This is a genomic window from Burkholderia sp. AU31652 (assembly GCF_002223155.1).
Taxonomy (GTDB): Bacteria; Pseudomonadota; Gammaproteobacteria; order Burkholderiales; family Burkholderiaceae; genus Burkholderia.
In genome coordinates this window covers 452,859-478,558 of sequence record NZ_NKFG01000003.1, presented here as the reverse complement: position 1 = coordinate 478,558, position 25,700 = coordinate 452,859, and the positions used below count along the sequence as shown (strand labels likewise).

Below are 25,700 nucleotides of genomic sequence, written 5' to 3'. Positions count from 1 at the left end.
GTTCCGAAGCAAACCGCGGCCCGGCGCGTTCGCGCATCCACGGCCCCCTCGCCCACCTGTCCCGCCCCGCGGCTCAAGCGCCCGCTTTCACCGGCCGGCCATGCCAGCGCAGGACCAGATAACGCCCGGCGAAACACAGCACGCCCGACACACCGATCGTCACGCCCATCGCGAACGGCGTGCCGTCCGCGAGTGCGCCGATCGCGACGCTCGCGAGCGCGCCGAGCGCCAGCTGCATCGCGCCGAACACGGCCGCCGACGCGCCCGCGTTGTGCGGATAGCGATGCATGAGGTCGGTCGTGCAGTTCGCGGACAGGATCCCGACCACGCCGACGACGAAGAACAGGCACACGACGATCGACCACAACCCGCCCCACCCCGTCAGCGCGACGAGCGCGACCGCGAGCGACGCGACGCAGCTCACGAGCGACGCGGCCGCGATGATGCGCAGCGAGCCGAGGCGGCCGACGAGCCGCGTGTTCGTGAAGTTGCCGATCATGATGCCGACGACGTTCAGGCCGAACAGCAGCCCGTAGTGCTGCGGCGACACGTGGAAATACTCGATGTACACGAACGGCGTGGCGGTGATGTACGAGAACATCGACGCGAACGCCATCCCGCCGCACAGCATGTGCCCCCAGGCAACGGGATCGGACAGGATGCGCCCGTACGACGCAAACGACGCGAGCACGGCCGCGCTCTTGCGCCGCTCCTTCGGCCAGGTTTCGGGCACGCGCAGGTACGCGGTCGCCGCGCACACCGCGCCGAACACGGCCAGCACGACGAACACGCCGCGCCAGCCGGAGAAGCGCAGGATCTGCCCGCCGATCAGCGGCGCGAGCAGCGGCCCGACCGCGGTGACGATCGCCACCATCGACAGCACCTTCGCCGCGTCGGTCGGCTCGTGCGCGTCGCGCGCGATCGCACGCGACAGCACCGACGCCGCGCCGGCGCCGAGCGCCTGCAGGAAGCGCACGAGGATCAGCATGTCGATCGACGTCGACACGAAGCAGCCGATGCTCGCGAGCGTGAACAGCGCGATGCCGCCGAGCAGCACGGGGCGGCGGCCCCACGTGTCGGACAGCGGGCCGTACAGCAGCATGCCGACCGAGAAGCCGGCCATGAAGCTCGTCAGCGTGCGCTGCGCGGCGCCGGGGCTGACGGAGAAGCCGGCGGCGATCGACGGCAGGCTCGGCAGGTACATGTCGGTAGCGATCGGCCCGCAAGCGGCGAGCGCGCCGAGCAACAGGATCAGCCGGGCATCGGGCCGGCGTCGGATGACGTGAGACATGGGTATCCGGAATGGAGCCCGCGCGCATCGTGGCGCGCGTGGCGGTGAAGACGGGAGGCCGCGCCGCGAACGGCGCGTTCTGGCCCATGATTGTACGCGCAACTTTTTTGCGTGCCTCGGGCCGCGGGCGGGAACACGCCCACGCTCGTCGTGCGCCGAACGAGCGCACGAGCGGATTCGATTAAGCTTGCAGCTCCTCGCCCCACTTGTCTGACCAATTCAACGCCCGCCCGAACCGATGACCGCTTTCCTGTTGATCTGGAGCCCCAAGAAATGGCCGTGGCCCGACCTGCCCGACGTCGCCGCGCGCGTGAAGGCCGGCGAGGCCGTGCATGACGTGTGGGGCTGCGGCTTCGCGCGCGGCATCCTGCCGGGCGACCGCGTGTTCCTGCACCGCGTCGCGAAGGAGCCCAAGGGCGTGTTCGGCTCAGGCTACGTGACGCGCGCGCCGTACGAGGTGCCCGATGCGGCGACGAAACGCGGCTACCGGCTGTGCATCGACTTCGTATACGACTGGCTGGTCGACGCGCACCAGGACGTCGTGATCGCGCGCGACGCGCTGCGCGTCCATCCGTATTCGGTGCAGACCTGGGATGCCCAGAGCTCCGGCACGGTGATCAAGCCGATGGTCGAAGGCCCGCTCGAGAAGCGCTGGGCCGAGCTGACCGGCAAGCGCAAGCCGCCGCCGTTGCCGGATCGATAACGGGGCCGAATCGCCCGCTCGTCCTTCCCGGCCCGCGCGATCCCTCGCGCGCCGATACGCCGCAGACCGTGCCGCGGGCCCGCCGCGCGCGTCTCCGGTACAATCAGACGATCGTTCCGCCCAGGCGCCGCGGCCCGTGCACAGGCCCCCGCGCCCTTCTCTCGCAGGTTTCGCTCATGTCCAACAATCAGATCCTCTTCGAACGCGCCCAGAAGACCATTCCCGGCGGCGTCAACTCGCCGGTGCGCGCCTTCCGTTCGGTCGGCGGCACGCCGCGCTTCGTCGCGCGCGCACAAGGCCCGTATTTCTGGGATGCCGACGGCAAGCAGTACATCGACTACATCGGCTCGTGGGGCCCGATGATCGTCGGTCACGTCCATCCGGAAGTGCTGTCGGCCGTGCAGAACGTGCTCGCCGACGGCTTCTCGTTCGGCGCGCCGACCGAAGCCGAGATCGAGATCGCCGAGGAAATCTGCAAGCTCGTGCCGTCGATCGAGCAGGTGCGGATGGTGTCGAGCGGCACCGAGGCCACGATGAGCGCGCTGCGTCTCGCGCGCGGCTTCACGGGCCGCAGCCGCATCGTCAAGTTCGAGGGCTGCTACCACGGCCACGCGGACAGCCTGCTGGTCAAGGCCGGCTCGGGCCTGCTGACGTTCGGCAACCCGACGTCGGCCGGCGTGCCCGCCGACATCGCGAAGCACACGACCGTTCTCGAATACAACAACGTCGCCGCGCTCGAAGAAGCGTTCGGCGCGTTCGGCGACGAGATCGCCGCCGTGATCGTCGAACCGGTCGCGGGCAACATGAACCTCGTGCGCGGCACGCCGGAATTCCTGAACGCGCTGCGCGCACTGTGCACGAAGCACGGCGCCGTGCTGATCTTCGACGAAGTGATGTGCGGGTTCCGCGTCGCGCTCGGCGGCGCGCAGGCTTACTACGGGATCACGGCCGACCTCACCTGCCTCGGCAAGGTGATCGGCGGCGGGATGCCGGCTGCCGCGTTCGGCGGCCGCCGCGACATCATGGCCCACCTCGCGCCGCTCGGCGGCGTCTACCAGGCCGGCACGCTGTCGGGCAATCCGATCGCGGTCGCCGCGGGCCTGAAGACGCTGCAGCTGATCCAGGCGCCCGGCTTCTACGACGCGCTCACCGCGCAGACCAAGCGCCTCGCCGACGGCCTCGCGGCCGAAGCGCGTGCGGCCGGCGTGCCGTTCGCGGCCGACTCGATCGGTGCGATGTTCGGCCTCTACTTCGCCGAACGCGTGCCGACCAGCTTCGCCGAAGTGACGAAGAGCGACACCGAGCGCTTCAACCGCTTCTTCCACCTGATGCTCGACGAAGGCGTGTACTTCGCGCCGTCCGCGTACGAAGCCGGCTTCGTGTCGAGCACGCACGACGACGCGGTGATCGACGCGACGCTCGCGGCCGCGCGCCGCGCATTCGCGGCACTCGCTGCCTGACCCGGGGCCGCGCGCATGTTCTCGGATATCGATTTCGCCCACATGCAGCGCGCGCTCGCGCTCGCCGCGCGCGGCATGTATACGACGGCGCCGAACCCGCGTGTCGGCTGCGTGATCGTCAAGGACGGCGACGTGATCGGCGAAGGCTTCACGCAGCCGGCCGGCCAGGATCACGCGGAAGTGCAGGCGCTGAAAGATGCACGCGCACGCGGCTACGACGTCGCCGGTTCAACCGTCTACGTCACGCTCGAGCCGTGCAGCCATTTCGGCCGCACGCCGCCGTGCGCGAACGCGCTGATTGAAGCGCGCGTCGCGAAGGTCGTCGCCGCGATGGAAGACCCGAACCCGCAGGTGTCGGGGCGCGGTCTCGGCATGCTGCGCGACGCGGGCATCGACGTGCGCTGCGGGCTGCTCGCGCACGAAGCGGGTGAACTGAACGTCGGCTTCGTGTCGCGGATGACGCGCGGCCGCCCGTGGGTGCGGATGAAGACCGCCGCGTCACTCGACGGCCGCACTGCGCTGCCGTCCGGCGAAAGCCAGTGGATCACCGGCGAGGCCGCGCGCCTCGACGGCCACGCATGGCGTGCGCGCGCCTGCGCGATCCTCACCGGCATCGGCACCGTGCGTGAAGACAACCCGCTGCTGACCGTGCGCGGCATCGACACGCCGCGCCAGCCGCAGCGCATCCTGGTGGACAGCCGCCTCGACCTGCCGCTCGACGCGCGGCTGCTCGAAGGCGCGCCGCTGCTGATCTTCTGCGGCCGGCTCGACGCCGCCGGCGAAGTGCGCGCGAACGTGCTGAAGTCCCGTGGCGCGGAAATCGTGCCGATCGCGAATGCGCAAGGCAAGGTCGACCTGCCCGCGATGCTGGCGGCGCTCGGCGCGCGCGGCGTCAACGAGCTGCACGTCGAGGCCGGTCACAAGCTCAATGGCTCGCTGCTGCGCGAGCAGTGCGTCGACGAATTGCTTGTCTACCTCGCGCCGAGCCTGCTGGGCGCCGATGCGGCCGGCATGTTCGACCTCGCCGCGCCGGCGAACCTCGACGCGCGTACGCGACTGTCGTTCCACGGGTTCGAGCGGGTCGGCGACGACCTGCGGATCCTCGCGCGCTTCGCGCCGCCCGACGCCGCGCACTGAACGGGATCGTCACGATGTTTGCCGGCGTTGTCGCGGCAAGATCAATCTCGAAGTCGACATGATCGCGCGGTATGTGGAGCGGATGCTCTCGTCTTCGCAAGGCGTGCGTCAGGACTGATCGTCAGCCACGGACGGGCGATTCGGCCCGTCGTGGCCGGGGCGCCGCCCTCGCGCCACCTCGTTCGGTCGGCCGCCCGTCGAACCCGCCGCGCGATGCATGTTGCCCATCGCGTCGGGACGACGCGGATTGCTCCCGCCCCATTTCGCGCCGCGCCGCCGTCGCCGGTCGACGCCACGACGCCTGCGCTCGACGCTCGCCCACCTGCCCCGACGGCTGGCCGAATGGCCAACGACGCGCACGGGTCATGCCGCCGCGCTAAGATGCGTCGACAGCGGTTCCGGCGCCGCAACGCACGGTGCGACCGCGTATTGGTCACCCTCTTCCTCAAGGAGTCGTCCCCATGTCCATTTCGATGTATCAGGCCTCGGTGCCTGTCCTGATTCGTGGCCTGACCAATCTTCAGCACATTCTCGGCAAGGCGCAGGCGCATGCGGCCGAAAAGCAGATCGATCCGTCGGTGTTCGTCGGCGCCCGCCTGTACCCGGACATGCTGCCGCTCGTCCGCCAGGTCTACATCGCGACCGACACGGCCAAGGGCTGCGCCGCGCGCCTCGCCGATGTCGAAATCCCGAGCTACCCGGACGTCGAGCAGAGCTTCGACGAACTGCACGCCCGTATCCAGAAGACGATCGACTACCTGAAAAGCTTCGACGCCGCGCAGATCGACGGCAGCGAGGCGCGCCCGATCGTGCTGAAGATGCGCGTCGGCCCGATCGAGTTCACCGGCCAGTCGTACCTGCTGAACTTCGTGCTGCCCAACTTCTTCTTCCACGTGACGACCGCGTACGACATCCTGCGCCACAGCGGCGTCGAGCTCGGCAAGCTCGACTACCTGGGCGGGCGCGACCAGCACGCGTGACGCGCGGCCGGGAAAAACCCTGCCCGCCACCGTCCGCACGCGCATGCAGCCAATGCGCGGCGGACCCGCCAGGCCTGACGCGCAGGCCGGCCGCAGCGCTTTCCGGAGCGCTCGCCGGTCGCGCGCGGTCCACGCCAGCCGAAACGTCGTCCGGCTGGCGTAAAATACGCACTTTCCTCTTTCACGCCCCCTTATGACGCTCGCCTCCACGCTCGACATCATCGCCGAGCTGAAAGCCGGCCGGATGGTGATCCTGGTCGACGAAGAAGACCGCGAAAACGAGGGCGACCTCGTGATCGCCGCCGAATTCGTCACGCCGGAAGCGATCAACTTCATGGCCAAGTACGGCCGCGGCCTGGTTTGTCTGACGTTGACGCAGGAACGCTGCAAGCAGCTGCACCTGCCGCTGATGACCTACCGCAACGGCACGCAGTACGGCACCGCGTTCACGGTCAGCATCGAAGCGGCCGAAGGCGTGACGACCGGCATCTCGGCCGCCGACCGTGCGCACACGATCGCCACGGCGGTCGCGCATGACGTGCGCCCCGAGCACATCGTGCAGCCGGGCCACGTGTTCCCGATCATGGCGCAGCCGGGCGGCGTGCTCGTGCGCGCGGGCCACACCGAGGCCGGTTGCGACTTCACCGCGCTGGCGGGCCTCACGCCGGCCGCGGTGATCTGCGAGATCATCAAGGACGACGGCACGATGGCGCGCCTGCCCGACCTGATCGAGTTCGCGCAGGAACACAACCTGAAGATCGGCACGATCGCCGACCTGATCCAGTACCGCAGCCGCACCGAATCGATCATCGAGCGGATCGCCGAGCGCACGATGCAGACCGCGCACGGCACGTTCCGCGCGGTGCTGTACCGCGACCAGCCGAGCGGCTCGCCGCACATCGCGCTGGTGCGCGGCACGCCGTCGCCGGACGTCGATACGCCGGTGCGCGTGCACGAGCCGCTGTCGGTGCTCGACCTGCTCGAGACGGGCGTGTCGACGCACTCGTGGACGCTCGACGCCGCGATGCGCGAGATCGCGGAGCGCGACCTCGGCGTGATCGTGCTGCTCAACTGCGGCGACACGAAGGAACACCTGATCGACGTCTTCAAGGCGTTCGACGAGGAAGAAAAGGCCGCTGTGCTCAAGCGCCGGCCGGTTGATTTCAAGACGTTCGGCATCGGCGCGCAGATCCTGCGCGAGGTCGGGGTCAGCAAGATGCAGGTGCTGTCGAATCCGCGCAAGCTGGGCAGCATGTCCGGCTACGGCCTGGAAGTCACGGGCTTCATTCCGATGCCCGGCGGCGAAGCCAAGTCCTGCCCGGCGTCCCACGCGTAACCCGCCACGGCGCTTTCGCCCTATAACCGTTCATCCACACCACGGACAAGATCATGGAAATCGGACAATACCAACCGAATCTCGAAGGCGACGGCCTGCGTATCGGCATCGTGCAATCGCGCTTCAACGAGCCCGTGTGCAACGGCCTCGCCGACGCGTGCGTCGAGGAACTGGAACGCCTCGGCGTCACCGGTGAAGACGTGCTGCTCGTGTCGGTGCCCGGCGCGCTGGAAATCCCGCTCGCGCTGCAGAAGCTCGCGGAAAGCGGCCAGTTCGACGCGCTGATCGCGCTCGGCGCGGTGATCCGCGGCGAGACCTACCACTTCGAACTCGTGTCGAACGAGAGCGGCTCGGGCATCACCCGCATCGGCCTCGACTTCAACCTGCCGATCGCGAACGCGGTCCTGACGACCGAAAACGACGAGCAGGCCGTCGCGCGCATGACCGAAAAGGGTCGTGACGCCGCACGCGTCGCCGTCGAGATGGCCAACCTGACGATGGCCCTCGACCAGCTCGGCGATGACGACGAGGACGAAGAAGAGGAAGACGACGAAGAGGAGCGCGCATGAAGAAGAGCGCCCGCCGACAATCGCGCGAGCTGGCGACGCAGGGGCTGTACCAGTGGCTGCTGTCGAACGCGTCCTCCGGTGAGATCGACGCGCAACTGCGCGGCGCGCTCGGTTACGACAAGGCCGACAAGGAGCTGCTCGACGCGATCCTGCACGGCGTGATCCGCGAGCACGCCACGCTCGTCGAAGCGCTGACGCCGTCGCTCGATCGCCCGATCGAGCAGCTGTCGCCGGTCGAACGCGCCGTGCTGCTGATCGCCACGTTCGAGCTCACGCACCACGTCGAAACGCCGTACCGCGTGATCATCAACGAAGCTGTCGAACTCGCGAAGACGTTCGGCGGCTCCGACGGCTACAAGTACGTGAACGGCGTGCTCGACAAGCTCGCCGCGAAGCTGCGCCCCGCCGAAACGCAGGCGCGCCGCAACGGCTGAACCCGTTGGTCCGGAACGGGCGCGCATGCGCCCGTTTTTTCTTTTGCCCCGCCTCCCTCGCCCTGCCCGCCCGATGAATACCGCCACCGATTCGCTCGTCAGACTCGCCGCACGCGTCGACGCGATCCAGCCCTTCTACGTGATGGAACTGATGAAGGAGGCACAGCGTCTCGAGTCCTCCGGGCGCGATGTTATCCACATGGGCATCGGCGAGCCGGATTTCACTGCGCCGGAGCCGGTCGTCGAAGCGGCCGCGGCCGCGCTGCGCCGTGGCGTCACCCAATATACGAGCGCGCTCGGCATCGCACCGCTGCGCGAGGCGATCGCCGCGCACTACGCACGCGCCTACGGCCTCACGATCAGTCCGGAACGGATCGTCGTGACGGCCGGCGCGTCGGCCGCGCTGCTGCTCGCGTGCCTCGCGCTCGTCGGGCGTGACGACGAGGTGCTGATGCCCGACCCGTCGTATCCGTGCAACCGGCACTTCGTCGCCGCGGCCGAAGGCCGCGCGGTGCTCGTGCCGAGCGGCCCGGATGCGCGCTTCCAGCTCACCGAGGACGACGTCCGCACACGCTGGGGCGACCGCACGCGCGGCGTGCTGCTCGCGTCGCCGTCGAACCCGACCGGCACGTCGCTCGAACCCGACGAACTGAAGCGGATCGTCGAAGCCGTGCGCGCACGCGGTGGCTTCACGATCGTCGACGAGATCTACCAGGGGCTCAGCTACGACGCGGCGCCCGTGTCGGCACTGTCGTTCGGCGACGACGTCGTCACCGTGAACAGCTTCTCCAAGTATTTCAGCATGACGGGCTGGCGGCTCGGCTGGCTGGTGGTGCCGCCCGCGCTCGTCGGCACGTTCGAGAAGCTGGCGCAGAACCTGTTCATCTGCCCGTCCGCGCTCGCGCAGCACGCGGCGCTCGCGTGCTTCGAGCCGGCCGCGCTCGACATCTACGAAGCCCGCCGGCTCGAATTCAAGCGCCGTCGCGATTTCATCGCACCGGCGCTCGAACGGCTCGGCTTCACGGTGCCCGTGATGCCGGACGGCGCGTTCTACGTGTATGCGCACTGCGGCGGCGTCGCTCACCCGGCGGCCGGCGACAGCGCCGCGCTCACCACGGCGATGCTGCACGACGCGGGGGTCGTGCTGGTGCCCGGCATGGACTTCGGTGTTCATGCGCCGCGCGACTATATCCGCCTGTCCTACGCGACGGCCTACTCGCGGCTCGAGGAAGCGGTCGACCGGCTCGCGACGCTGTTCGGGCAGCACTGACACGCGACCGGTGCGGCGGCCATTCCGCACCCCGCAAAAGCAAAAAGGCACCCGATCCGGGTGCCTTTTTCATGTCCTGCCGGCTGGAGCCGTGCGTGAGTTACGCGCCAAGCTCCGAACGATCGCCGTGCGGCTGCTTCGCGGTATCGACGCTCGCGTCGTCCTGCGACGTGGCTTCCTTCGATGCCGTCGACTTCGCCGACGTTTCGAGCGTCGCATGCACGCGCTTCGCGCCGCCTGCGGCTGCCGTCACGGCGGCGGCCGTGACGATCGGCTTCGCCGGCGCCTGCGGCGCATTGACCGGCACGCTACGACCCCGCGCGACGTCACGCAGGCGACCGCGCTCGGCCATCACCTTCGAACCGTAGCCGTTGTCGTCGGGGTTCGTCGAGCCGTTGTACAGGCGCAGCCCGTTCGCAAGCGAGCCGCCACGTGCGATGCAATCCTTCAGCACGAGCGCGCCGACCTGGAGGTTCGCGAGCGGCTGCAGTGCGGTATCGGTGCCGCCGAAATACTCGAACTTGTCGGAATGGACCTTCGACATGACCTGCATCAGGCCCTTCGCACCGACGCCGCTCTCGGCGTACGGGTTGAAGCCCGATTCGATCGCCATCACGGACAGCAGCAGCAGCGGATCGAGGCCGACGTCACGGCCGGTCTGGAACGCAGCCTTGACGAGCTGGCCGAGCGGCTCCTGTGCGACGCGGTAACGGCGCGACAGGTAGGTCGCGACGAGCGCCTGTTCGCGATTCGATGCGAGCGCACGGTCGTCACGCGCATCGGCCGCCACGCGCTGGGTCGGGATCAGCTTCGCCAGCGCGACGGGCGACGGGCCGTTGCGGGCCGGGTCGGACGCGTCGCCCTGCGCGGCGGCGGCTTCCGGTGCGACGTCGAGGCCGACCGCAAGCGCGTCCGTTTCGGGACTGTTCTCTTCCTGCTGCGGCTGCGCGCCGGCGGGCGCGAAGTTCGGCAGCGGATGGCCGGTCAGCAGACGGGCCGGGCCGGCTTGCACGGCCGCGGATACGACCGGCATCAGCTTCGCGGCCAGCGTGCCGCGGACGGTTGGCAGCAGCCACAGTGCAAGCGCCACTGCGACAGCGAGACAGCCGACAACGCTGAATAGATGGTGACTGACACGCGTCCCGCGACGCAGCATGCTGCGCACGAATTGCGCATGCTGCTCACTAGGACGCCACGATAACCAAGCGTTCATTCAGATCATCTCCCATGAACATGACTCGTGCGGCTCGCTCAGCTCGATGGCGAGACAGGTAACGCGCCGCGGAATCACGACGCCGCACGCTTTGGTTGGGGCGTGCAAGCATCGGGGAAACGGTATAAGTACCGTTCGAGGCCACGGTGTAAGAGGGCCGGCACCTTCGCACACTGGGCGAGGCGGGCATACGCGGTGGCACCCACGCAAAAAACCAGCGTCTGGTGGCGCTGGCTGAGACTACGACTAAGGCCGTCGGATACGCCGTGCAGGATTCGGCGGACGGTGACGCGCTGCGTCAAAGATCGGTGATTGGCGGCTCGAAGCCTTTTACCCTGCAGCCAATGTGAGCGGATTCTAGCAGGGTTTTATAGATCGTCAACACTATAAAACCTTGAAATTATAACAAAAAGTAATTTACCGGCACTCTTCAGAACGCAATCCCCGTGCCGTAGGGGGTTTGCGCGCGGTCGACTTTTTTCTCCGCCGGGCGGCCATGCGGCCGCGCGGGTAAAATCGTCGGTCGATTCGGGGTCGCAGCCAGCCGCTGCGCCCACCCATCGCTGCCCGCCTGGCGGGTGGCCCGGACCATCTTCATGAAATACAAAGACTTACGCGATTTCATCCAGCGCCTCGAGGCGCTCGGCGAACTGCGGCGCGTCACGCAGCCCGTGTCGCCCGTGCTCGAAATGACCGAGCTGTGCGACCGCGTGCTGCGCGCCGGCGGCCCTGCGCTGCTGTTCAACGCGCCGACCGGCTACGACTTCCCGGTGCTCGGCAACCTGTTCGGCACGCCGCGCCGCGTCGCGCTCGGGATGGGCGTGGATGCGGGCGACGACGCCGCGCTCGATTCGCTGCGCGATCTCGGGCGCCTGCTGTCCGCATTGAAGGAACCCGATCCGCCGAAGAGCCTGAAGGACGCCGGCAAGCTGCTGTCGCTCGCGAAGGCCGTGTGGGACATGGCGCCGAAATCGGTGTCGTCGCCGCCGTGCCAGGAGATCGTCTGGGAAGGCGCCGACGTCGACCTGAACCGGCTGCCGATCCAGACCTGCTGGCCCGGCGATGCGGGGCCGCTCGTCACGTGGGGGCTGACGGTCACGCGCGGGCCGAACAAGTCGCGGCAGAACCTCGGGATTTACCGTCAGCAGCTGATCGGCCGCAACAAGCTGATCATGCGCTGGCTCGCGCATCGCGGCGGCGCGCTCGACTTCCGCGAATTCGCGCTGCAGAACCCCGGCAAGCCGTACCCGGTCGCCGTCGTGCTCGGCGCCGATCCGGCCACGACGCTCGGCGCGGTGACGCCGGTGCCCGACTCGCTGTCCGAGTACCAGTTCGCCGGCCTGCTGCGCGGCAGCCGCACGGAGCTCGCGAAGTGCCTGACGCCCGGCGTCGACACGCTGCAGGTGCCCGCACGCGCGGAGATCGTGCTCGAGGGCTTCATTTATCCGCAGGAAGGCAGCCCTGCCCCGGCTCCGGCCGGCGCACCGCCGCGCCCGGCCGGCAATGCGTCCGCCAAGTACGAGCACGCGCTCGAAGGCCCGTACGGCGACCACACCGGCTATTACAACGAGCAGGAGTGGTTTCCGGTGTTCACCGTCGAGCGCATCTCGATGCGCCGCGACGCGATCTACCACTCGACCTACACGGGCAAGCCGCCTGACGAGCCGGCCGTGCTCGGCGTCGCGCTCAACGAGGTGTTCGTGCCGCTGCTGCAGAAGCAGTTCACCGAGATCACCGACTTCTACCTGCCGCCCGAAGGCTGCAGCTACCGGATGGCGATCGTCCAGATGAAGAAGAGCTACGCGGGCCACGCGAAGCGCGTGATGTTCGGCGTGTGGAGCTTCCTGCGGCAGTTCATGTATACGAAGTTCATCGTGGTCGTCGACGAAGACGTGAACATCCGCGACTGGAAGGAAGTGATCTGGGCGATCACGACGCGCGTCGACCCCGTGCGCGACACCGTGATGGTCGACAGCACGCCGATCGACTATCTCGATTTCGCGTCGCCGGTGGCCGGCCTCGGTTCGAAGATGGGCCTCGACGCGACCAACAAGTGGCCCGGCGAGACCAGCCGCGAATGGGGTCGCCCGATCGAGATGGATGCGGCCGTGAAGGCGCGCGTCGACCGGCTCTGGCAGGAGATCGGCCTCTGATGCCACGCGGCCGGCGCCTGCCGGCCCGTGGACTGCCATCGCGACACGCACATCGAAGATGACCTTTCCGCCCGCCTCCATGCTGTCCGACGGCTTCTTTCTGTCGCTGTCACTGTGCCTCGACATCGGCCTCGTCAATGTCGCGATGCTGTCGCTGACGCTGTCGCACGGCTTCCGGCCGGGCTTCTGGCTCGGCATCGGCTCATGCGTCGGCGATCTCGTCTATGCGGCGCTCGCGCTTGGCGGGATGGCCGTGCTGCTGCAGTTCGAGCCGGTGCGCTGGATCGTGTGGATCGGCGGCGGCGCCGTGCTGCTGTTCCTCACGTGGAAGATGGCGCGTGAAGCGCTCACGCCGGCGAAGACGGCCGGCGACGATGCCGAGGACACGCCGCCGCCGCGCGCCAGCGCACGGCGCAGCTTCCTGCGCGGGATGCTGCTCGCGATGTCGTCGCCAAGCGCGATCCTGTGGTTCGCGGCGGTCGGCGGCGCGCTGATCGCGAAAGCCGGCGCGACCACGCCGGCCACCGCGTCGGTGTTCCTGTCGGGCTTTTTCCTCGGCGGCCTGGCGTGGACGCTCTTCATGTGCACGCTCGCAAGCCAGGGCCGCAAGCGCGCGGGCGCCGGGCTGATGCGCGCGTGTCATGTCGCGTCGGCGCTGCTGTTCGCGTATTTCTCGTACAGCGTGATCGTCGGCGGGTACCGGGACCTGATCGTGCACGCGGTGTAATCGAAGTCGGCCTCACCGAGGTCTGGCGGTGGGTCCCAAGAAAAAACGGCGCAGCGCCCCTTGCGGGACGTTGCGCCGTTTTGCCACGCGCGGCCAGGCCGCGCGGCACGAATCAGCGACGCCAGCCGTGATGGCCCCAGCCGCCGTAACCGTGACGCCAGTACGGGCGACCGTAGTAGCCACCATAGCCGCCGACGACCACGGCGGGCGGCGGCGCGTAGTAGGCCGGCGCCGGTGCGTAATAGACGGGCGGAGGCGGCGGCGCGTAGTACACGGGCGGCGGCGGTGCATAGACGGGATACGCGGGCGCGACCGGGATACCGATGCCGACCCCGATCGACACGTGAGCCTGCGCAGCGCTTGCGGCACCCAGGCCCAGCGCGGCGGCGGCGATGAACGGAATGAGCTTTTTCACTTCGATTCTCCTGCTGGAGCGGTATTTTATGCGCCCCTGTCGGCAACGGCGGGCGTGCACGTCGCATGGAAGCAATGTAGCGAAAACCCGCTCCTCGCGTACCGTGCATTTGTTGCAAATTGCAATCGCACGTGGCCGGAGCCGCCGCGCGGCGTGGCTCGCAGCGCCTGCGGCGCCCCTTGCCGGTCGCGCGACTCCGTCCGACGAATCGGGTCGCAACATCATGACCGGTCAGTCTTACCGGATACGGCGCGCGCAGCGGGCACGCAACCGTAATGAACGATTACAAATTTGAGACAAGATGCCGACATTTCAAGCCGGATACGGGGGCGATATGTTTCGGGGTCGGATTCTCCGATCATGAATCGACCGCGGTGCCGGGCGGTGAAACTCGCGCCGAGATAGCGCCGCATACCGATAAGCCAAGTCACGTCCCGGGCAGAAGCCCCCCTTTCACGGCCCCGCGGTCATTCCTGCGATACTGGCGGTTGCTTCGTTTTCGCTTACATCCGCCGCCATGTCCGTTCCCGACACACCCCGCCTCGGCTTTATCGGCGCCGGCCGTCTCGCGCGCTGCGTCTCGCAACGCTTCGCGCGGGCCGGCTTTCCGGTCGTCGCGATCGCGAGCCGCACGCCCGCGTCGGCCGCGGCGCTCGCCGCGCGCATCGACGGCTGCCAGGCGGTCGACACGCCGCAGCAGGTTGCCGACGCCGCCGACCTGATCTTCCTGACCGTGCCCGACGACCATCTCGCGTCGGCCGCCGCCGCGCTGCGCTTCGACACGTCGCGCGCCGCGCAGCAAGCCGTCGTTCACTGCAGCGGCGCGTCGGCGGTCGCCCTGCTCGATCCGGCGAAGCGGCAAGGCGCGGCCACCGGCGGCTTCCATCCGCTCTACCTGTTCGGCGGCACCGACGCCGACCTCGCCCGCATCGACGGCTGCTCGGTCACGATCGAAGCCGACGGCGCGTTGCACGCGACGCTGCTGCGACTTGCTGCCGCACTCGGCTGCCATCCGCTGTCGATTCCGGCCGGCGGCCGGATGCTCTATCACGCAGCCGCGCACTACGCGGCGAGCTTCGCGCTGTGCGGGCTGGCGGAAGCGGTCGAGCTGTGGCGCGGCCTCGGTTTCGACGAGGACGCCGCGCTGCGCGCACTGCTGCCGATGCTGGCCGGCACGATCGAGACCGCCCGCGACAAGGGGCTCGCGAACGCGCTCTCCGGCCCGGTGTCGCGCGGCGACACGGGCATCGTCGAACGCCAGTTGGCACTGCTTGAAACGCGCGGCGGCGATCACGCGACGCTGTACGCGCTGCTGACACGCCGCGCGATCGCGCTCGCGGCACAGCGCGCCACGCCGCCGGCATCGCTGCCGGCGCTCGCCGAAACCGTCGAAACGTCGCTCGCGCGCACCGCCGCACACCCCTCCCCGTCGCAAGACGAGGCGTGATAATGTGTCGGCCGATGCGCCGCCATCCGGCGTTGGCGGCCGCACGCTACTGACTAAAAAGGATGCCAACGATGTTCGGCGAGATCGCCCGTTTTCTGCTCAATACCGTCTTCACGCTGTTCGGCGCCGCGCTGATCCTGCGCGTCTGGATGCAGGCCGTCCGCGTGCCACCGTACAACCCCGTCACGCAGGCCGTGCTGCAGGCGACCAACTGGCTCGTGCTGCCGCTGCGCCGCGTGATCGCGGGCGTGCGCGGCATCGACTGGGCCAGCGTCGTCGCCGCGCTGCTCACCGCGCTCGTCTACGTCGTGCTGATGGTCGTGATGGCCGGCTTCGATCCGGCCGCGGTGATCGCGACGCTCGTCGTGGTCGCGCTGCTCACCGTCGTGAAGTGGGCGCTCAATCTCGTGATCTGGATGACGATCCTGATGGCGCTACTGTCGTGGCTCAACCCGCGCTCGCCGGCGATGCCGATCCTCTACCAGCTGACCGCGCCGTTCCTGAACCCGCTGCGCCGCATCATCCCGAACCTCGGCGGCATCGACCTGTCGCCGATCCTGCTGTTCGTGATCGTGCAGGTGCTGCTGATGGTCGTCACGCGCGCCGCCGTGTCGCTGACGATGTTCGGCATCTGACGCCAACGTCGCACCCTACGCCGCCGGCCCCTGCGCCGGCGGTCCGCCGAGCGTGTCGATCACGCCGAAGCGCGCCGGCATCATCGCGTAGCACACGCGCACCTTCTCGTGCGACAGCCGCTCGAGCAAGCGCTGCGCCTCGTCCTCGGTGACGATGAATTCGATCTCGATCGCGAGCGACCCCTGCAGTTCGAAGAAGCGGTCCTCGTGCAGCACGCGATGCTGGCCGAACCCGGCCATCGCGCGAAACGCGGAACCGCCCGCGACGCCCATCCGGTTCGCTTCCTCCAGCAGCCATTCCCACAGCGGCTTCCAGTGCAGCCGGTGCTTCTCGTGCACATAGAAGCGCAGGAAGACCTTGTCCATCGCACCCTCCGATGGCGGCGCGCTCAGGCCGCCGCGAGCCACGCGCGCGCGGTCCACATGCCGAGCGCCGTCAGCGCGAACGATCCAGTCAAGTGTAGGGCAGCCACCGCAAACGCCCATCCGAATTCGCCCTGCACCGCATGCGTCATCACTTCGACCGAATAGGTCGAGAACGTCGTGAGGCCGCCGAGAAAGCCCGTGATCACGAACAGCCGCCACTCGGGCGGCAGCCCGACGCGGGTCGTGAACACGACGGCGGCGATACCGATCACGTAGCCGCCGATCAGGTTCGCGGCGAGCGTGCCGAGCGGCACGGCGGGAAAGAATTCGTTGAGCGCGAGACTCAGGAACCAGCGCAGCAACGCGCCGAGCCCGGCGCCGACGAAGATCGCGACGATCGAATAGAACAAGGGCGCTCCCGGTCGAAGATGCGGCTGGAGTCAGCCGCCGGCCCCCGGTTGCCCGGGGCGAGGTCCGCTCCCGGACGCCGATCGCGCGTGCGCGGGCGGCACACGCTGAACTGTATGCGGATTCGCCGCGCACCTGCAACGGCGACCGCCTGCGGGATGCCGGCCCGTTCGGCCCGTTCGGGGCGTTCGGGGCGTTCGGGGCGTTCGGGGCGTTCGGGTCGTTCGGGTCGTGAGCGCGCCCGCAGGCTCACGCGCGTTGCCAGGCTGCGTCGAGCACGCTCAGCGTCGCCAGCGCACCGCCCTTCAGGCCGATCACGTCCGCCCGGCGCGCATGCGCTTCGCGTGCGTTGATGCGGATCACGTCGGCACCGAGCCGTTCGCTCAGCAGACGCACGGTCGGGATCGCGGTGCCCGCGCCGATCTCGACTACGGCGACGCGCCCGGCCCGCGCGAGCCAGTCTTCCAGCGCACGCTCCTGCGCGTCGTAGCGCGCCCCGAGCCAGCCGGCGTCACCGAACATCAGGATGTTCGGTCGCGCAAGGCCGCCGCAATGCGGACAACGCGGCATGTCGCCGACGAGGCGGCAGGTGGCTTCGTCGACGTCCGGCACGAACGGCGCCGCCTCCCATGTGTCGTCCGAACAGGGACGCAGGCACTGCATCGCGTGGATCGAACCGTGGATCTCGACGATCCGCGCCGGATCGAAGCCGGCTTTCTGGAACTGGCCGTCGACGTTGCTCGTCAGCACGAAGCCGCCGTTCGGCATCGCGTCGATCCAGCGGCGCAGGATCGCGAAGCCCGCATGCGGCTCCGTCGCGCGGTAAAGCGCCAGACGGTGCCCGTAGAAGCCCCACGCGAGCGGCGCGCGTGCCCGGAATGCATGCGGCGAGGCGATCTCGTGGAATTCGAAACGCTCGTGGCGCAGCGCCGGATACGCACGCCAGAAGCCGTCCGTGCCGCGAAAATCGGGCAGCCCGGAATCGACGCCGATACCGGCGCCGGCCGTCACGAGCAAGGCGTCGGCGCGCGCGAGCGCGGCGACGGCGGCAGCGACGAGATCGGCGGGCAGTTGCGCGGCAGCAGCAGCGGTGGCGTCAGCGGAATCGGAAAGCGGCATGATGGGACGGAGGTAGCGTCGGGCGGTGCGCGGGTGGCGTCGCGATCATACGCCGGTTCGCGCGCGGCGCGGCATGCGCAATGCAACGGCTTGACCCGGTGCTCGCCCGGCTCAGAGTGATGCAGTCAGCCGGCCGATACCGAGGGCGGCCGGCGGCGCTCCGGCTGGCCGCCTCCCCGCCTGATCAGCTATCCGGATCGTCCTGCGCGACCGGAATGTCGTCGGCCGCGAAATAGACCGGCTTGCCGAGCTGTCTTGCAAGACCGACGTCCGTGTCCGCCCCGCGCGACGCGCCGTCGATGCGCAGCACCGCATCGCAGCGGCGCAGCAGCCGGTGCGCGGCCGGATACAGGAACGTCTCGCTGATCGCGTCGCCGACCTGTCGCGACCCGGCCGCAACGGCGAGCGGCAGCGACACGTGTCCGCGGCGATACACGGCAAGCGCCGCCGCCTCCAGCCGGTGCAGGTTCGCGGCGATGCGAGCGGGGTCGCCGTCCGTGCCGCTGCGATAGGGGCCGGCGACCAGCACGAGCAGCGGCGTCATGCCGTGCGCGCGCCGGCGGTTTCCCGCAGCGCGACGTACTGGAGCAGCATGATCGTCTTCGCATCGACGATCTCGCCGCGCTCGATCGCGTCGAGCGCGGCCTGCAGCGGCATCTCGACGACCTCGAGATCCTCGCCCTCTTCCGCGACGCCGCCGCCGTCGCCGGTGCGCAGCGACGCATCGTATTCGCCGACGAAGAAATGCAGCTTCTCCGTCACCGAGCCGGGGCTCATGAATGCCTCGAACACCTTGCGCACGCCGCGCACGCGATAGCCGGTCTCCTCTTCGGCCTCCGCGCGGATGCGCGCTTCGGGCGTCGCGTCGTCGAGCAGGCCGGCGGCGGCCTCGAGCAGCATGCCGTCGTGCCCGCTGACGAACGCCGGCATCCGGAACTGCCGCGTCAGCAGCACGTCGCCCGTCCCGGCGTTGCGCAGCAGGATGGTCGCGCCATGGCCGCGATCGTACGTCTCGCGGCTCAGGCGCTGCCACGTTCCGTCGCGGCGCAGGAAATCGAACGTCACCTTCTTCAGCACATACCAGTCATCGGACAGCACCGTCGTCTCGACGATGCGGACACGGTCTCGCGTTGCAGCCATCCCAGCCTCCGGTTCGACAAAAGACGGCGCCCATGGTAGCGTGCATATTCGTGCAACTTCAAGAAAATTCGTGCAACCACGATGCTGACGACACAACGCAAGAAAGCGATCCTCGACGCACTCGCGCGCGACGGCCAGGTGCTGGCAGTCGAACTGAGCGCGCAATTCGGCGTGTCCGAAGATACTGTCCGCCGCGACCTGCGTGAGCTCTCGGCCGAAGGCCTGCTGCAGCGCGTGCATGGCGGTGCGCTGCCGGCGTCGCCCGCCGTTGCGCCGTTCGCGCAGCGCGAGGCGCTCGAGACGGCGGAGAAGCGGCGCATCGCGCGGCGGGCCGCGGAGATGATCGCACCCGGCCAGGTGGCGATCGTCGACGGCGGCACGACCGCGGCGCTGCTCGTCAGCCAGTTGCCGGCCGATCTGCGCGCGACGATCGTCACGCACAGCCCGAGTGTCGCGGTGGCGCTCGCCGCGCATCCGTCGATCGACGTGATCCTGATCGGCGGGCGGCTCTACAAGCATTCGATCGTGGCCGTCGGCGCGGCGGCGATGGAGGGCATTGCGCGCATTCATGCGGACCTGTACTTCATGGGCGTCACGGGCGTGCATCCGGTCGCGGGGCTCAGCACCGGCGATTTCGAGGAAGCGGCGATCAAGCGCGCGCTCGCCGAACGCGCGGCCGAGACGGTCGTGCTCGCGTCGCAGTCGAAGCTGCGCGCGGCGTCGCAGTTCGTGATCGGCGAGCTCACGCTGGCGCATACCGTCGTGGTCGAAAAGGAAACCGACGCCGCGCTGACGAAGCCGATCGAGGCGGCCGGGGTGACGGTCGTGCGCGCGTAGCGGCGAAGGGTTGCGTTCACGCGAATGCGCGGGATGCGCTGATGCGTTGATGCTTGATGTTTGATGTGCTGATGTGCTGGGCCGATGGATGAACTGAGTGCACCGGAATGCACTTGTCGACTCGGCCGAAGGCTTTCATCACATCGCCGCCGAGCCCCTGTCAGCGTGCTGACAGGGTCCGCTTGCTAACATGGGTGACCGCCCAACCGCCACGCACCGCCCACCGATGCCGCCCCCCTCCTCCGCCACTTCACCTGCACCGCCAGCAGGCGACGCGCAGCCGCCCGGCGTCCTCGCGCTGTTCATCGCGTTCTCGCAGATCGGCCTGACCAGCTTCGGCGGCGGGCTCAGCGGGCGGATGATGCGCGACTTCGTCTACGAGCGGCGCTGGCTCGACGAGGAGGCGTTCCTCAACGGCCTCGCGCTGTCGCAGGCGCTGCCGGGCGTCAACGTGAAGAACCTCGCGATCTGGATCGGCTACCGGCTCGCCGGATGGCGCGGCGCGGTGGCCGGCTTCACCGGCATCATCGCGCCGCCCGCCGTGCTGATCGTGCTGTTCGGCATCGCATTCTCGACCCTCACGCGCTTTCCGCTCACGCACGTCGCGCTCGCCGGCGCGGCAGCCGCGGCGATCGGGCTGTCGATCTCGATGGCGATCACCGCCGTGCGCCGATTGCCGCGCCGCACGTTGCCGTTCGCGGTAATGGCGCTCACGTTCGTGTCGGTGGCCGTGCTGCACTGGCCGCTCGTGTGGACCGTGCTGGTGGGCGGCACGCTGAGCGTCGCGCTCGAATACCGCCGCGCGGCCGCAACGCCGGCCGGGAGCGACACGCGATGACCGCATTGCAACGCTACGCCGCGCTGTTCGGCGTGTTCGCGCCGCTGTCGATCGCGACGATCGGCGGCGGACAGGCGATCATCGCCGACATCCAGCGGCAGGTCGTCGACGTGCATCACTGGATGAGCGCCACGCAATTCGTGAACGACTTCGCGATCGCACGGATGGCGCCGGGCCCCGGCTCGCTGCTGGCCACGTTGATCGGCTGGCAGGTCGCCGGCTTCTGGGGCGCGGTGATCGCGACGCTCGCGCTGTTCGGCCCGACCGCGTTCCTGATCTACGGCGTCGCGCATCTGTGGCGGCGGCACCAGGGCGCACGCTGGCAGATCGCGCTCGAGGCCGGCCTGCGCCCGGTCGCGGCGGGCATGATCCTCGCGTCGGTGTGGGTGCTGCTGCAGGCGCTCGACGGCGGCTGGGCCGCACGGGCAATCGCGGTTGCGTCGACGCTGTGCGTGATTTACACGCGCATTCACGCGCTGCTGCTGATCGCGATCGGCGCGCTGTTGCTCGTCGGCGTGCACGCGCTCGGCATGTGACGCGCGGCGACGCGGCACGCGACGGCGGCCGCGCATGACGCAACCGATACCTGCGCAACGACACGCGCGCGTCCGCATGCTTTTCACCGCTCGCGCGCCCCGCTCGCACACCCTATCGCCTAGACGCCGCGAAACACTGGCGCGCGACGTTCTGAAAACGCACGCAGCCCTTCGTCGAAATCCGCGCCTTTGCACGCTTGCCGGCGAAGCTCGGCAATCCGTTCGACCGCATCGGCCGGCAACGGCCGCGCGTCCTGCAGCACGCGCAATTGCTCTTTCACGGCGTACACGGCGAGCGGCGCCTTCGCGGCGATCGTGCGCGCGACGTCGAGCGCCGCATCGTCGACGCCGCCCGCGTCGGCCAGCCGGTTCACGAGCCCGTGATGCGCGGCGCGCTCCGCATCGAGCGGCTGCGCGCAGAAGAACATCTCCTTCAGCACGTGGATCGGCAGGTTGTCGTAGAAGCGCAGCAGCCCGCTCATCGAATACGGCAGGCCGATGTTCGCGGGCGTCATCGCGAAACGCGCGTCGCGCGCCGCGACCACCAGGTCGCAGCTCATCACGAGATCGACCGCCCCGCCCCACGCCGAACCCGACACCGCCGCGATCACCGCACCCGGATAGGTGCGCACGCGCCGCAGCGCCCGTTCGAGCGGCTTGCCGTAGGCGAGCGGATCGCGATCGTCGGCCAGTTCGCGCAGGTCGTGCCCCGCGCTCCACACGTCGCCGTTGCCGTCGTTCGACAGGATCACGACGGGTGGCGGACGCTGTTCGGCCAGTGCATCGAGGTGCGCCACGAGTGCATCGAGCAACGGTGCATCGAGCGCATGCCGTCGCGCCGGATTCGCGAACCGCACGCGCGCGATCCGCTCGCCGACCCTGTCGACCGTCACGTTCGACGCCCCTTCGTGTTTCGTCGTGTCGCTCATTGCACGGCCTCCGCCACCGCTTCCGCCTGGAAGATCGCGCGCTCGGCCAGCAGCGCGTCGATTGCGTCGTCGCCGTAGCCGGCTTCGCGCAGCACGTCGACCGTATGCTCGCCGAGCAGCGGCGGCGCATGACGCGTGCGCGGCGCCGGCATCTCGTCGCCCATCCCGCCGAGCGGCGTGACGACCTGGCGCAGCGTGCCGAGCGTCGGATGCGCGACCGGCTCGACCAGCCCGCAATGCGCGAGCTGCGGATCGTCGAACACTTCGTCGAGCGTGTTGATCGGCCCGGCCGGCAGTCCGGCTTCGACGAAACGCTGCGTCCATTCGCGCTTGCCGCGCGTGCGCAGCCGGCTTTCGAGCAACGCTTTCAGTGCGTCGCGGTGTGCGACGCGCGCATCGTTGGTCGCGAAGCGCGGATCGTTCGGCAGCTCGGGCAGGTCCAGCAACTGGCACAGCCGCAGCCACATGTCGGTCGTGATCGGCGCGAGGTTGAGCGGCCCGTCGGCCGTCTCGAACACGCCGTACGGCGCGATCACCGCGTGCGCATTGCCGGTGCGCCGCGGCACGTCGCCGAGGCTCAGGTAGCGTTGCCCGTGCACGCTCAGCAGCGAAACGAGGCTTTCGAGCAGCGACGTGCCGACATGCTGCCCGCGCCCGGTGCGCTCACGCTCGTACAGCGCGGCCATCACGCCGGTCGCGACCCACATCCCCGAGCTGAGATCGCCGATCGCGGTGCCCGTGCGGGTCGGCTCGCCGTCGGGAAAACCGGTGAGGCTCATCAACCCCGCATAGCCCTGCGCGATCTGGTCGAAGCCCGGCCAGTCACGCAACGGGCCACGCGGGCCGAACGCGGTGACGCTGCCCATCACGAGCCGCGGATCGCGCGCACTCAGCGCGGCATAGCCGAGCCCCATCGCGTCCATCGTGCCCGCCTTGAAATTCTCGATCACGACATCGGCCTGCGCGATCAGCCGACGCACGACGTCGAGGCCGGCCGGCTGCCGGAAATCCACGCAGATGCCGCGCTTGTTACGGTTGCAGGACAGGTAGTACGTGCTCACGCCGCGATCGAACGGCCCCCATGCGCGGCTCATGTCGCCGTGCGGCCCCGACTCGACCTTGATCACGTCGGCGCCGAGATCGGCGAGCACCATCGAGCAGAACGGCCCCGACAGCGCGCGGCTCAGATCGACGACCTTGATTCCTTGTAATGCCTGCATTCCGGACTCCTGATATTGATGACGAGGTGTGGCGTGTTGGCGGACGATCGCGGCGTGCCGCTCATTCGGGCAATGTCTGATGACGCGTTTCGACCGCGAACGGCAGGATCAGGATGCCGAGCCCGAACACGGCCGCGGTCCATGCGACCGGCACGCCGAGCGATCCGTAGCCGTGTATCGCGGCGCCGAGCAGGAAGTTCACGCCCGCGCCGATGAAACGGCCGACCGACGCGTTGAACGCGAACGCGGTGGCCCGCACGCGCGTCGGGTACTGCTCGGGCAGCCATAGCGAGAAGATCGCGAAATTGCCGCCGAAGAAACCGAGGAACGCCAGCGACACCATGAACGCCGCGAGCCCGTTCGGCTGGTAAAACGCCCAGCCGAACGCGAACACGATCGATGCGGCCATGCCCGCGAAATACACGCCGAGCGCCGTGCGCCGGCCGAGCCGTTCGGACAGCCACGGCGCCACCAGGCAGCCGACGATCGTCGCGCACGACAGGATCGCCGCGCCGATCGATGCGAGCCGCATCGCGCCGATGTGGTCGATGCCCGCACGCGCCGCCAGCGTGCTGACCGCGCTCGCCTCGTACACGGAGCCGGCCCACAGCCCGACGATCGCGACGCCGACGAGGCTCGCGCTCGTCACCGTGCGGCGCAGGAAGGCCGGCGCGAAGATCTCGCGCAGCGGATGGGCGCGCCGTGCGTCGGCCACGTCGCCGTCGCGTGCGTCATGCCGGCGCCACTGGCCGGGCTCCTTCACGCGCATCACGGTGAACACCGCGAGCAGCGCGGGCGCGAGGCCGCACAGGAACATCGCGCGCCACCCGTAGGTCGCGCCGATCGTGTAGTTCAGGCACGCCGCGATGAAGAAGCCGAAGTAGTAGCCCGTCTGCAGGTAGCCGGCGCCCATCTTGCGGCGGTCTTCCGGCCAGCTTTCGGCGACGTAGGTACCCGCGAGCGCCCATTCGCCGCCGACGCCGATCCCGGCGATCAGCCGGCACGCGGCCAGCGCCCACACGTCGTGCACGAACGCGGCTGCGCCGGTGAACACCGAGTAGATCAGGATGCTCGCGGCGAGCGTGCGGACGCGGCCGAAGCGGTCGGCGAGCGGCCCCCAGATGAACGACAGCCCCCAGCCGATCAGGAACAGCGCGAACAGGATCGAGCCGTACATCCCGAGATTCGCGGGCGTCGCCGCGATGCCGGATGCCGGCAGCAGCTCGGTCAGCGCCGGAATCAGCACCAGTGCGTAGATCACCGAATCCACGCCGTCGAGCACCCAGCCCGCATACACGGCCCAGAAGCCCTTGACCTGCTCGCGCGTGAGCGGCGTGCGCCGCGGCTTCGCGCCGGCCGCCGGCGCGTCGATCGCCTTGAACATCTTCGTCTCCTTGCCGGCGGGGCCGGCGCTTTTGCCGCGTCCGGTCCGGGATGGCCGGCAGGCTGGCTCTTTTGTGAGACGAGTATAGAAACACCATCGATCGGGGAAAAATATGATATTCATCTCGCTCGATCGGATTCGCTTATGGCTCGAATCGGGAGGGGCGACGATGGACTTGAGGCAGTTGCGCTATTTCGTGAAGGTCGTCGAATGCGGCAACGTCACGCATGCGAGCGAGGCGCTGCATGTCGCGCAGCCGGCGGTCAGTCAGCAGATGCGCAATCTCGAACAGGATCTCGGGATGCAGCTGCTCGAACGCAGCGTGCGCGGCGTCGCGCCGACCGCCGCCGGCCGCACGCTGTACCAGCATGCGCTCGAGCTGCTGCGCCAGGCCGACGGCACGCGCGAGCTGCTGCGCCGCGATGCCGACACGCCGCAGGGCCGCGTGACGGTCGGGATGCCGTCGAGCACCGCGCGCGTGCTGGCCATCCCGCTCGCCCGCGCGGTGCGCGACCGCTTTCCCGGCATCATGCTGGAGCTGATCGAGGCGCCGAGCGCCGATCTCGACACGCTGCTCGAACGCACGCGGCTCGATCTCGCGATCGTCGTCGACGCGGTCGACACGCGCGGCATCGCGGTTCACCGGCTGCTGACGGAAACGCTGTACCTGATCACGTGGCCCGGGTTCCCGGTGCCGGACGATCCCGTGCCGCTCGACGCGATCGCGCGGATGCCGCTCGTGCTGCCGAGCGCGCCGAACACGATCCGCAACCGCGTCGACTGGGCGATGCGCGAGGCCGGGCTGTCGTACGAGATCAGCTTCGAGGCGAGCTCGACCGGCCTGCTGTTCGCGGCCGTGATGGCGCAGCTCGGCGTGACGATCCTGCCGTGGACGGCCGCGCACGTCGAGATCGAGGAGCGCAAGCTCAAGCTGTCGACGGTCGCGCACCGGCTGTTCGCGCGCGACCTGTCGCTGTGCTGGCACGATACGGCGCTCGTCAGCAACGCGGTGCAGAAGGTGAAGGCGGAGATCGTCCGGCTGTTCGACACGCTCGGGCAGCGGCCCGAGTGGGCATTGACAACGCCCCCGGGCGCCCCTTAACGTTTCGTTCATCGTAACCCTCACCGGTTCAGCTTAAGAGGTTGTCGGCCC

At 69.0% G+C, this 25,700-nt stretch carries 27 protein-coding genes and 1 pseudogene; 17 read left to right on the top strand and 11 right to left on the bottom strand.

Translation table 11 applies throughout. The features are described from left to right. Positions 1–73: 73 nt before the first annotated feature. Positions 74–1,291, bottom strand: a complete 1,218-nt coding sequence (locus CFB40_RS04860; protein WP_089424720.1) for a Bcr/CflA family multidrug efflux MFS transporter — start codon at positions 1,289–1,291, stop codon at positions 74–76. 238 nt (positions 1,292–1,529) lie between these two features. On the opposite strand from CFB40_RS04860, the gene CFB40_RS04850 reads away from it, so the two are divergent. The 9 genes and pseudogenes from CFB40_RS04850 (at position 1,530) to CFB40_RS04815 (ending at position 9,180) form a co-directional block, all read left to right on the top strand. Beyond that, positions 1,530–1,994, top strand: a complete 465-nt coding sequence (locus CFB40_RS04850) for a hypothetical protein (RefSeq protein WP_089430736.1) — start codon at positions 1,530–1,532, stop codon at positions 1,992–1,994. 176 nt (positions 1,995–2,170) lie between these two features. Then, positions 2,171–3,454 (top strand): glutamate-1-semialdehyde 2,1-aminomutase, encoded by a 1,284-nt coding sequence (gene hemL, locus CFB40_RS04845; protein ID WP_014897811.1) that lies wholly within the window; start codon positions 2,171–2,173, stop codon positions 3,452–3,454. 15 nt (positions 3,455–3,469) lie between these two features. Next, positions 3,470–4,591 carry a bifunctional diaminohydroxyphosphoribosylaminopyrimidine deaminase/5-amino-6-(5-phosphoribosylamino)uracil reductase RibD gene (ribD, locus tag CFB40_RS04840; RefSeq protein WP_089424718.1) on the top strand — a complete coding sequence of 374 codons (1,122 nt, stop codon included), beginning with the start codon at positions 3,470–3,472 and terminating at the stop codon, positions 4,589–4,591. A gap of 37 nt (positions 4,592–4,628) precedes the next feature. Next, a pseudogene (locus CFB40_RS38985) lies at positions 4,629–4,709 on the top strand (riboflavin synthase); the annotation flags it as partial. A gap of 343 nt (positions 4,710–5,052) precedes the next feature. After that, positions 5,053–5,571 (top strand): DUF1993 domain-containing protein, encoded by a 519-nt coding sequence (locus tag CFB40_RS04835; RefSeq protein ID WP_089430735.1) that lies wholly within the window; start codon positions 5,053–5,055, stop codon positions 5,569–5,571. Between the two features lie 193 nt (positions 5,572–5,764). After that, positions 5,765–6,907, top strand: coding sequence for a bifunctional 3,4-dihydroxy-2-butanone-4-phosphate synthase/GTP cyclohydrolase II (ribBA, locus tag CFB40_RS04830; RefSeq protein ID WP_089430734.1), 1,143 nt, complete (start codon positions 5,765–5,767; stop codon positions 6,905–6,907). 53 nt (positions 6,908–6,960) lie between these two features. Next, on the top strand, positions 6,961–7,476 hold the full coding sequence (gene ribH, locus CFB40_RS04825) for a 6,7-dimethyl-8-ribityllumazine synthase (protein WP_089430733.1): 516 nt from the start codon (positions 6,961–6,963) through the stop codon (positions 7,474–7,476). Further along, positions 7,473–7,910, top strand: a complete 438-nt coding sequence (nusB, locus tag CFB40_RS04820; protein WP_089430732.1) for a transcription antitermination factor NusB — start codon at positions 7,473–7,475, stop codon at positions 7,908–7,910. Before ribH ends, nusB begins: the two co-directional genes overlap by 4 nt. A gap of 73 nt (positions 7,911–7,983) precedes the next feature. Beyond that, positions 7,984–9,180, top strand: a complete 1,197-nt coding sequence (locus CFB40_RS04815; RefSeq protein ID WP_039371039.1) for a pyridoxal phosphate-dependent aminotransferase — start codon at positions 7,984–7,986, stop codon at positions 9,178–9,180. 100 nt (positions 9,181–9,280) lie between these two features. Here the strand turns inward: CFB40_RS04815 and CFB40_RS04810 are convergent, their stop codons facing one another. Beyond that, entirely contained in the window at positions 9,281–10,393 is a 1,113-nt protein-coding gene (locus tag CFB40_RS04810) for a transglycosylase SLT domain-containing protein (protein ID WP_089424715.1), read from the bottom strand. 596 nt (positions 10,394–10,989) lie between these two features. On the opposite strand from CFB40_RS04810, the gene CFB40_RS04805 reads away from it, so the two are divergent. Continuing rightward, positions 10,990–12,546 (top strand): UbiD family decarboxylase, encoded by a 1,557-nt coding sequence (locus CFB40_RS04805; protein WP_089430731.1) that lies wholly within the window; start codon positions 10,990–10,992, stop codon positions 12,544–12,546. 58 nt (positions 12,547–12,604) lie between these two features. Further along, complete coding sequence (locus tag CFB40_RS04800; protein WP_089430730.1) at positions 12,605–13,273, top strand: LysE family translocator; 669 nt, start codon at positions 12,605–12,607, stop codon at positions 13,271–13,273. Positions 13,274–13,385: 112 nt separating this feature from the next. On the opposite strand, the gene CFB40_RS04795 is transcribed toward CFB40_RS04800, so the two are convergent. Next, positions 13,386–13,688: a hypothetical protein gene (locus CFB40_RS04795; protein WP_021157078.1), complete on the bottom strand. Its 303-nt coding sequence runs from the start codon at positions 13,686–13,688 to the stop codon at positions 13,386–13,388. Between the two features lie 517 nt (positions 13,689–14,205). Here CFB40_RS04795 and CFB40_RS04785 point away from each other — a divergent pair. Both CFB40_RS04785 and CFB40_RS04780 read left to right on the top strand, forming a co-directional pair. Next, positions 14,206–15,135 carry a Rossmann-like and DUF2520 domain-containing protein gene (locus CFB40_RS04785; protein ID WP_089424711.1) on the top strand — a complete coding sequence of 310 codons (930 nt, stop codon included), beginning with the start codon at positions 14,206–14,208 and terminating at the stop codon, positions 15,133–15,135. A 71-nt stretch (positions 15,136–15,206) separates the two neighbouring features. Next, positions 15,207–15,770: a YggT family protein gene (locus CFB40_RS04780; RefSeq protein WP_089425861.1), complete on the top strand. Its 564-nt coding sequence runs from the start codon at positions 15,207–15,209 to the stop codon at positions 15,768–15,770. A 15-nt stretch (positions 15,771–15,785) separates the two neighbouring features. On the opposite strand, the gene CFB40_RS04775 is transcribed toward CFB40_RS04780, so the two are convergent. The 5 genes from CFB40_RS04775 to CFB40_RS04755 form a co-directional block, all read right to left on the bottom strand. Further along, on the bottom strand, positions 15,786–16,136 hold the full coding sequence (locus CFB40_RS04775; protein ID WP_089431365.1) for a DUF190 domain-containing protein: 351 nt from the start codon (positions 16,134–16,136) through the stop codon (positions 15,786–15,788). A gap of 23 nt (positions 16,137–16,159) precedes the next feature. Further along, positions 16,160–16,546, bottom strand: coding sequence for a fluoride efflux transporter CrcB (gene crcB, locus CFB40_RS04770; RefSeq protein ID WP_011351225.1), 387 nt, complete (start codon positions 16,544–16,546; stop codon positions 16,160–16,162). Positions 16,547–16,793: 247 nt separating this feature from the next. Continuing rightward, positions 16,794–17,663 carry an SIR2 family NAD-dependent protein deacylase gene (locus tag CFB40_RS04765; protein ID WP_089424710.1) on the bottom strand — a complete coding sequence of 290 codons (870 nt, stop codon included), beginning with the start codon at positions 17,661–17,663 and terminating at the stop codon, positions 16,794–16,796. Between the two features lie 184 nt (positions 17,664–17,847). Then, positions 17,848–18,207, bottom strand: a complete 360-nt coding sequence (locus CFB40_RS04760; RefSeq protein ID WP_089430729.1) for a DUF4406 domain-containing protein — start codon at positions 18,205–18,207, stop codon at positions 17,848–17,850. Continuing rightward, positions 18,204–18,803 carry an NUDIX domain-containing protein gene (locus tag CFB40_RS04755; RefSeq protein WP_089424708.1) on the bottom strand — a complete coding sequence of 200 codons (600 nt, stop codon included), beginning with the start codon at positions 18,801–18,803 and terminating at the stop codon, positions 18,204–18,206. The genes CFB40_RS04760 and CFB40_RS04755 overlap by 4 nt, the downstream gene beginning before the upstream one ends. Positions 18,804–18,884: 81 nt before the next feature. On the opposite strand from CFB40_RS04755, the gene CFB40_RS04750 reads away from it, so the two are divergent. The 3 genes from CFB40_RS04750 to CFB40_RS04740 all read left to right on the top strand — a co-directional run bounded on the left by CFB40_RS04750 (position 18,885) and on the right by CFB40_RS04740 (position 21,014). Continuing rightward, a complete protein-coding gene (locus CFB40_RS04750) occupies positions 18,885–19,640 on the top strand; it encodes a DeoR/GlpR family DNA-binding transcription regulator (protein WP_089430728.1) in 756 nt (251 codons plus the stop codon). Positions 19,641–19,866: 226 nt separating this feature from the next. Next, positions 19,867–20,478 carry a chromate transporter gene (locus CFB40_RS04745; protein ID WP_089430727.1) on the top strand — a complete coding sequence of 204 codons (612 nt, stop codon included), beginning with the start codon at positions 19,867–19,869 and terminating at the stop codon, positions 20,476–20,478. Next, positions 20,475–21,014 carry a chromate transporter gene (locus CFB40_RS04740; protein WP_089430726.1) on the top strand — a complete coding sequence of 180 codons (540 nt, stop codon included), beginning with the start codon at positions 20,475–20,477 and terminating at the stop codon, positions 21,012–21,014. The genes CFB40_RS04745 and CFB40_RS04740 overlap by 4 nt, the downstream gene beginning before the upstream one ends. Before the next feature lie 119 nt (positions 21,015–21,133). Here CFB40_RS04740 and scpB read toward each other — a convergent pair whose 3' ends face one another. From scpB to CFB40_RS04725, 3 genes are all read right to left on the bottom strand, one after another. After that, on the bottom strand, positions 21,134–21,943 hold the full coding sequence (gene scpB, locus CFB40_RS04735) for a methylmalonyl-CoA decarboxylase (RefSeq protein WP_089430725.1): 810 nt from the start codon (positions 21,941–21,943) through the stop codon (positions 21,134–21,136). Next, a complete protein-coding gene (locus CFB40_RS04730) occupies positions 21,940–23,163 on the bottom strand; it encodes a CaiB/BaiF CoA transferase family protein (RefSeq protein ID WP_089424703.1) in 1,224 nt (407 codons plus the stop codon). The genes scpB and CFB40_RS04730 overlap by 4 nt, the downstream gene beginning before the upstream one ends. A 61-nt stretch (positions 23,164–23,224) precedes the next feature. Continuing rightward, a complete protein-coding gene (locus CFB40_RS04725; protein ID WP_089424702.1) occupies positions 23,225–24,547 on the bottom strand; it encodes an MFS transporter in 1,323 nt (440 codons plus the stop codon). Positions 24,548–24,716: 169 nt separating this feature from the next. Here CFB40_RS04725 and CFB40_RS04720 point away from each other — a divergent pair, with 169 nt between their 5' ends. Continuing rightward, a complete protein-coding gene (locus CFB40_RS04720; protein ID WP_089430724.1) occupies positions 24,717–25,649 on the top strand; it encodes a LysR substrate-binding domain-containing protein in 933 nt (310 codons plus the stop codon). The last annotated feature ends 51 nt before the right edge of the window (positions 25,650–25,700 follow it).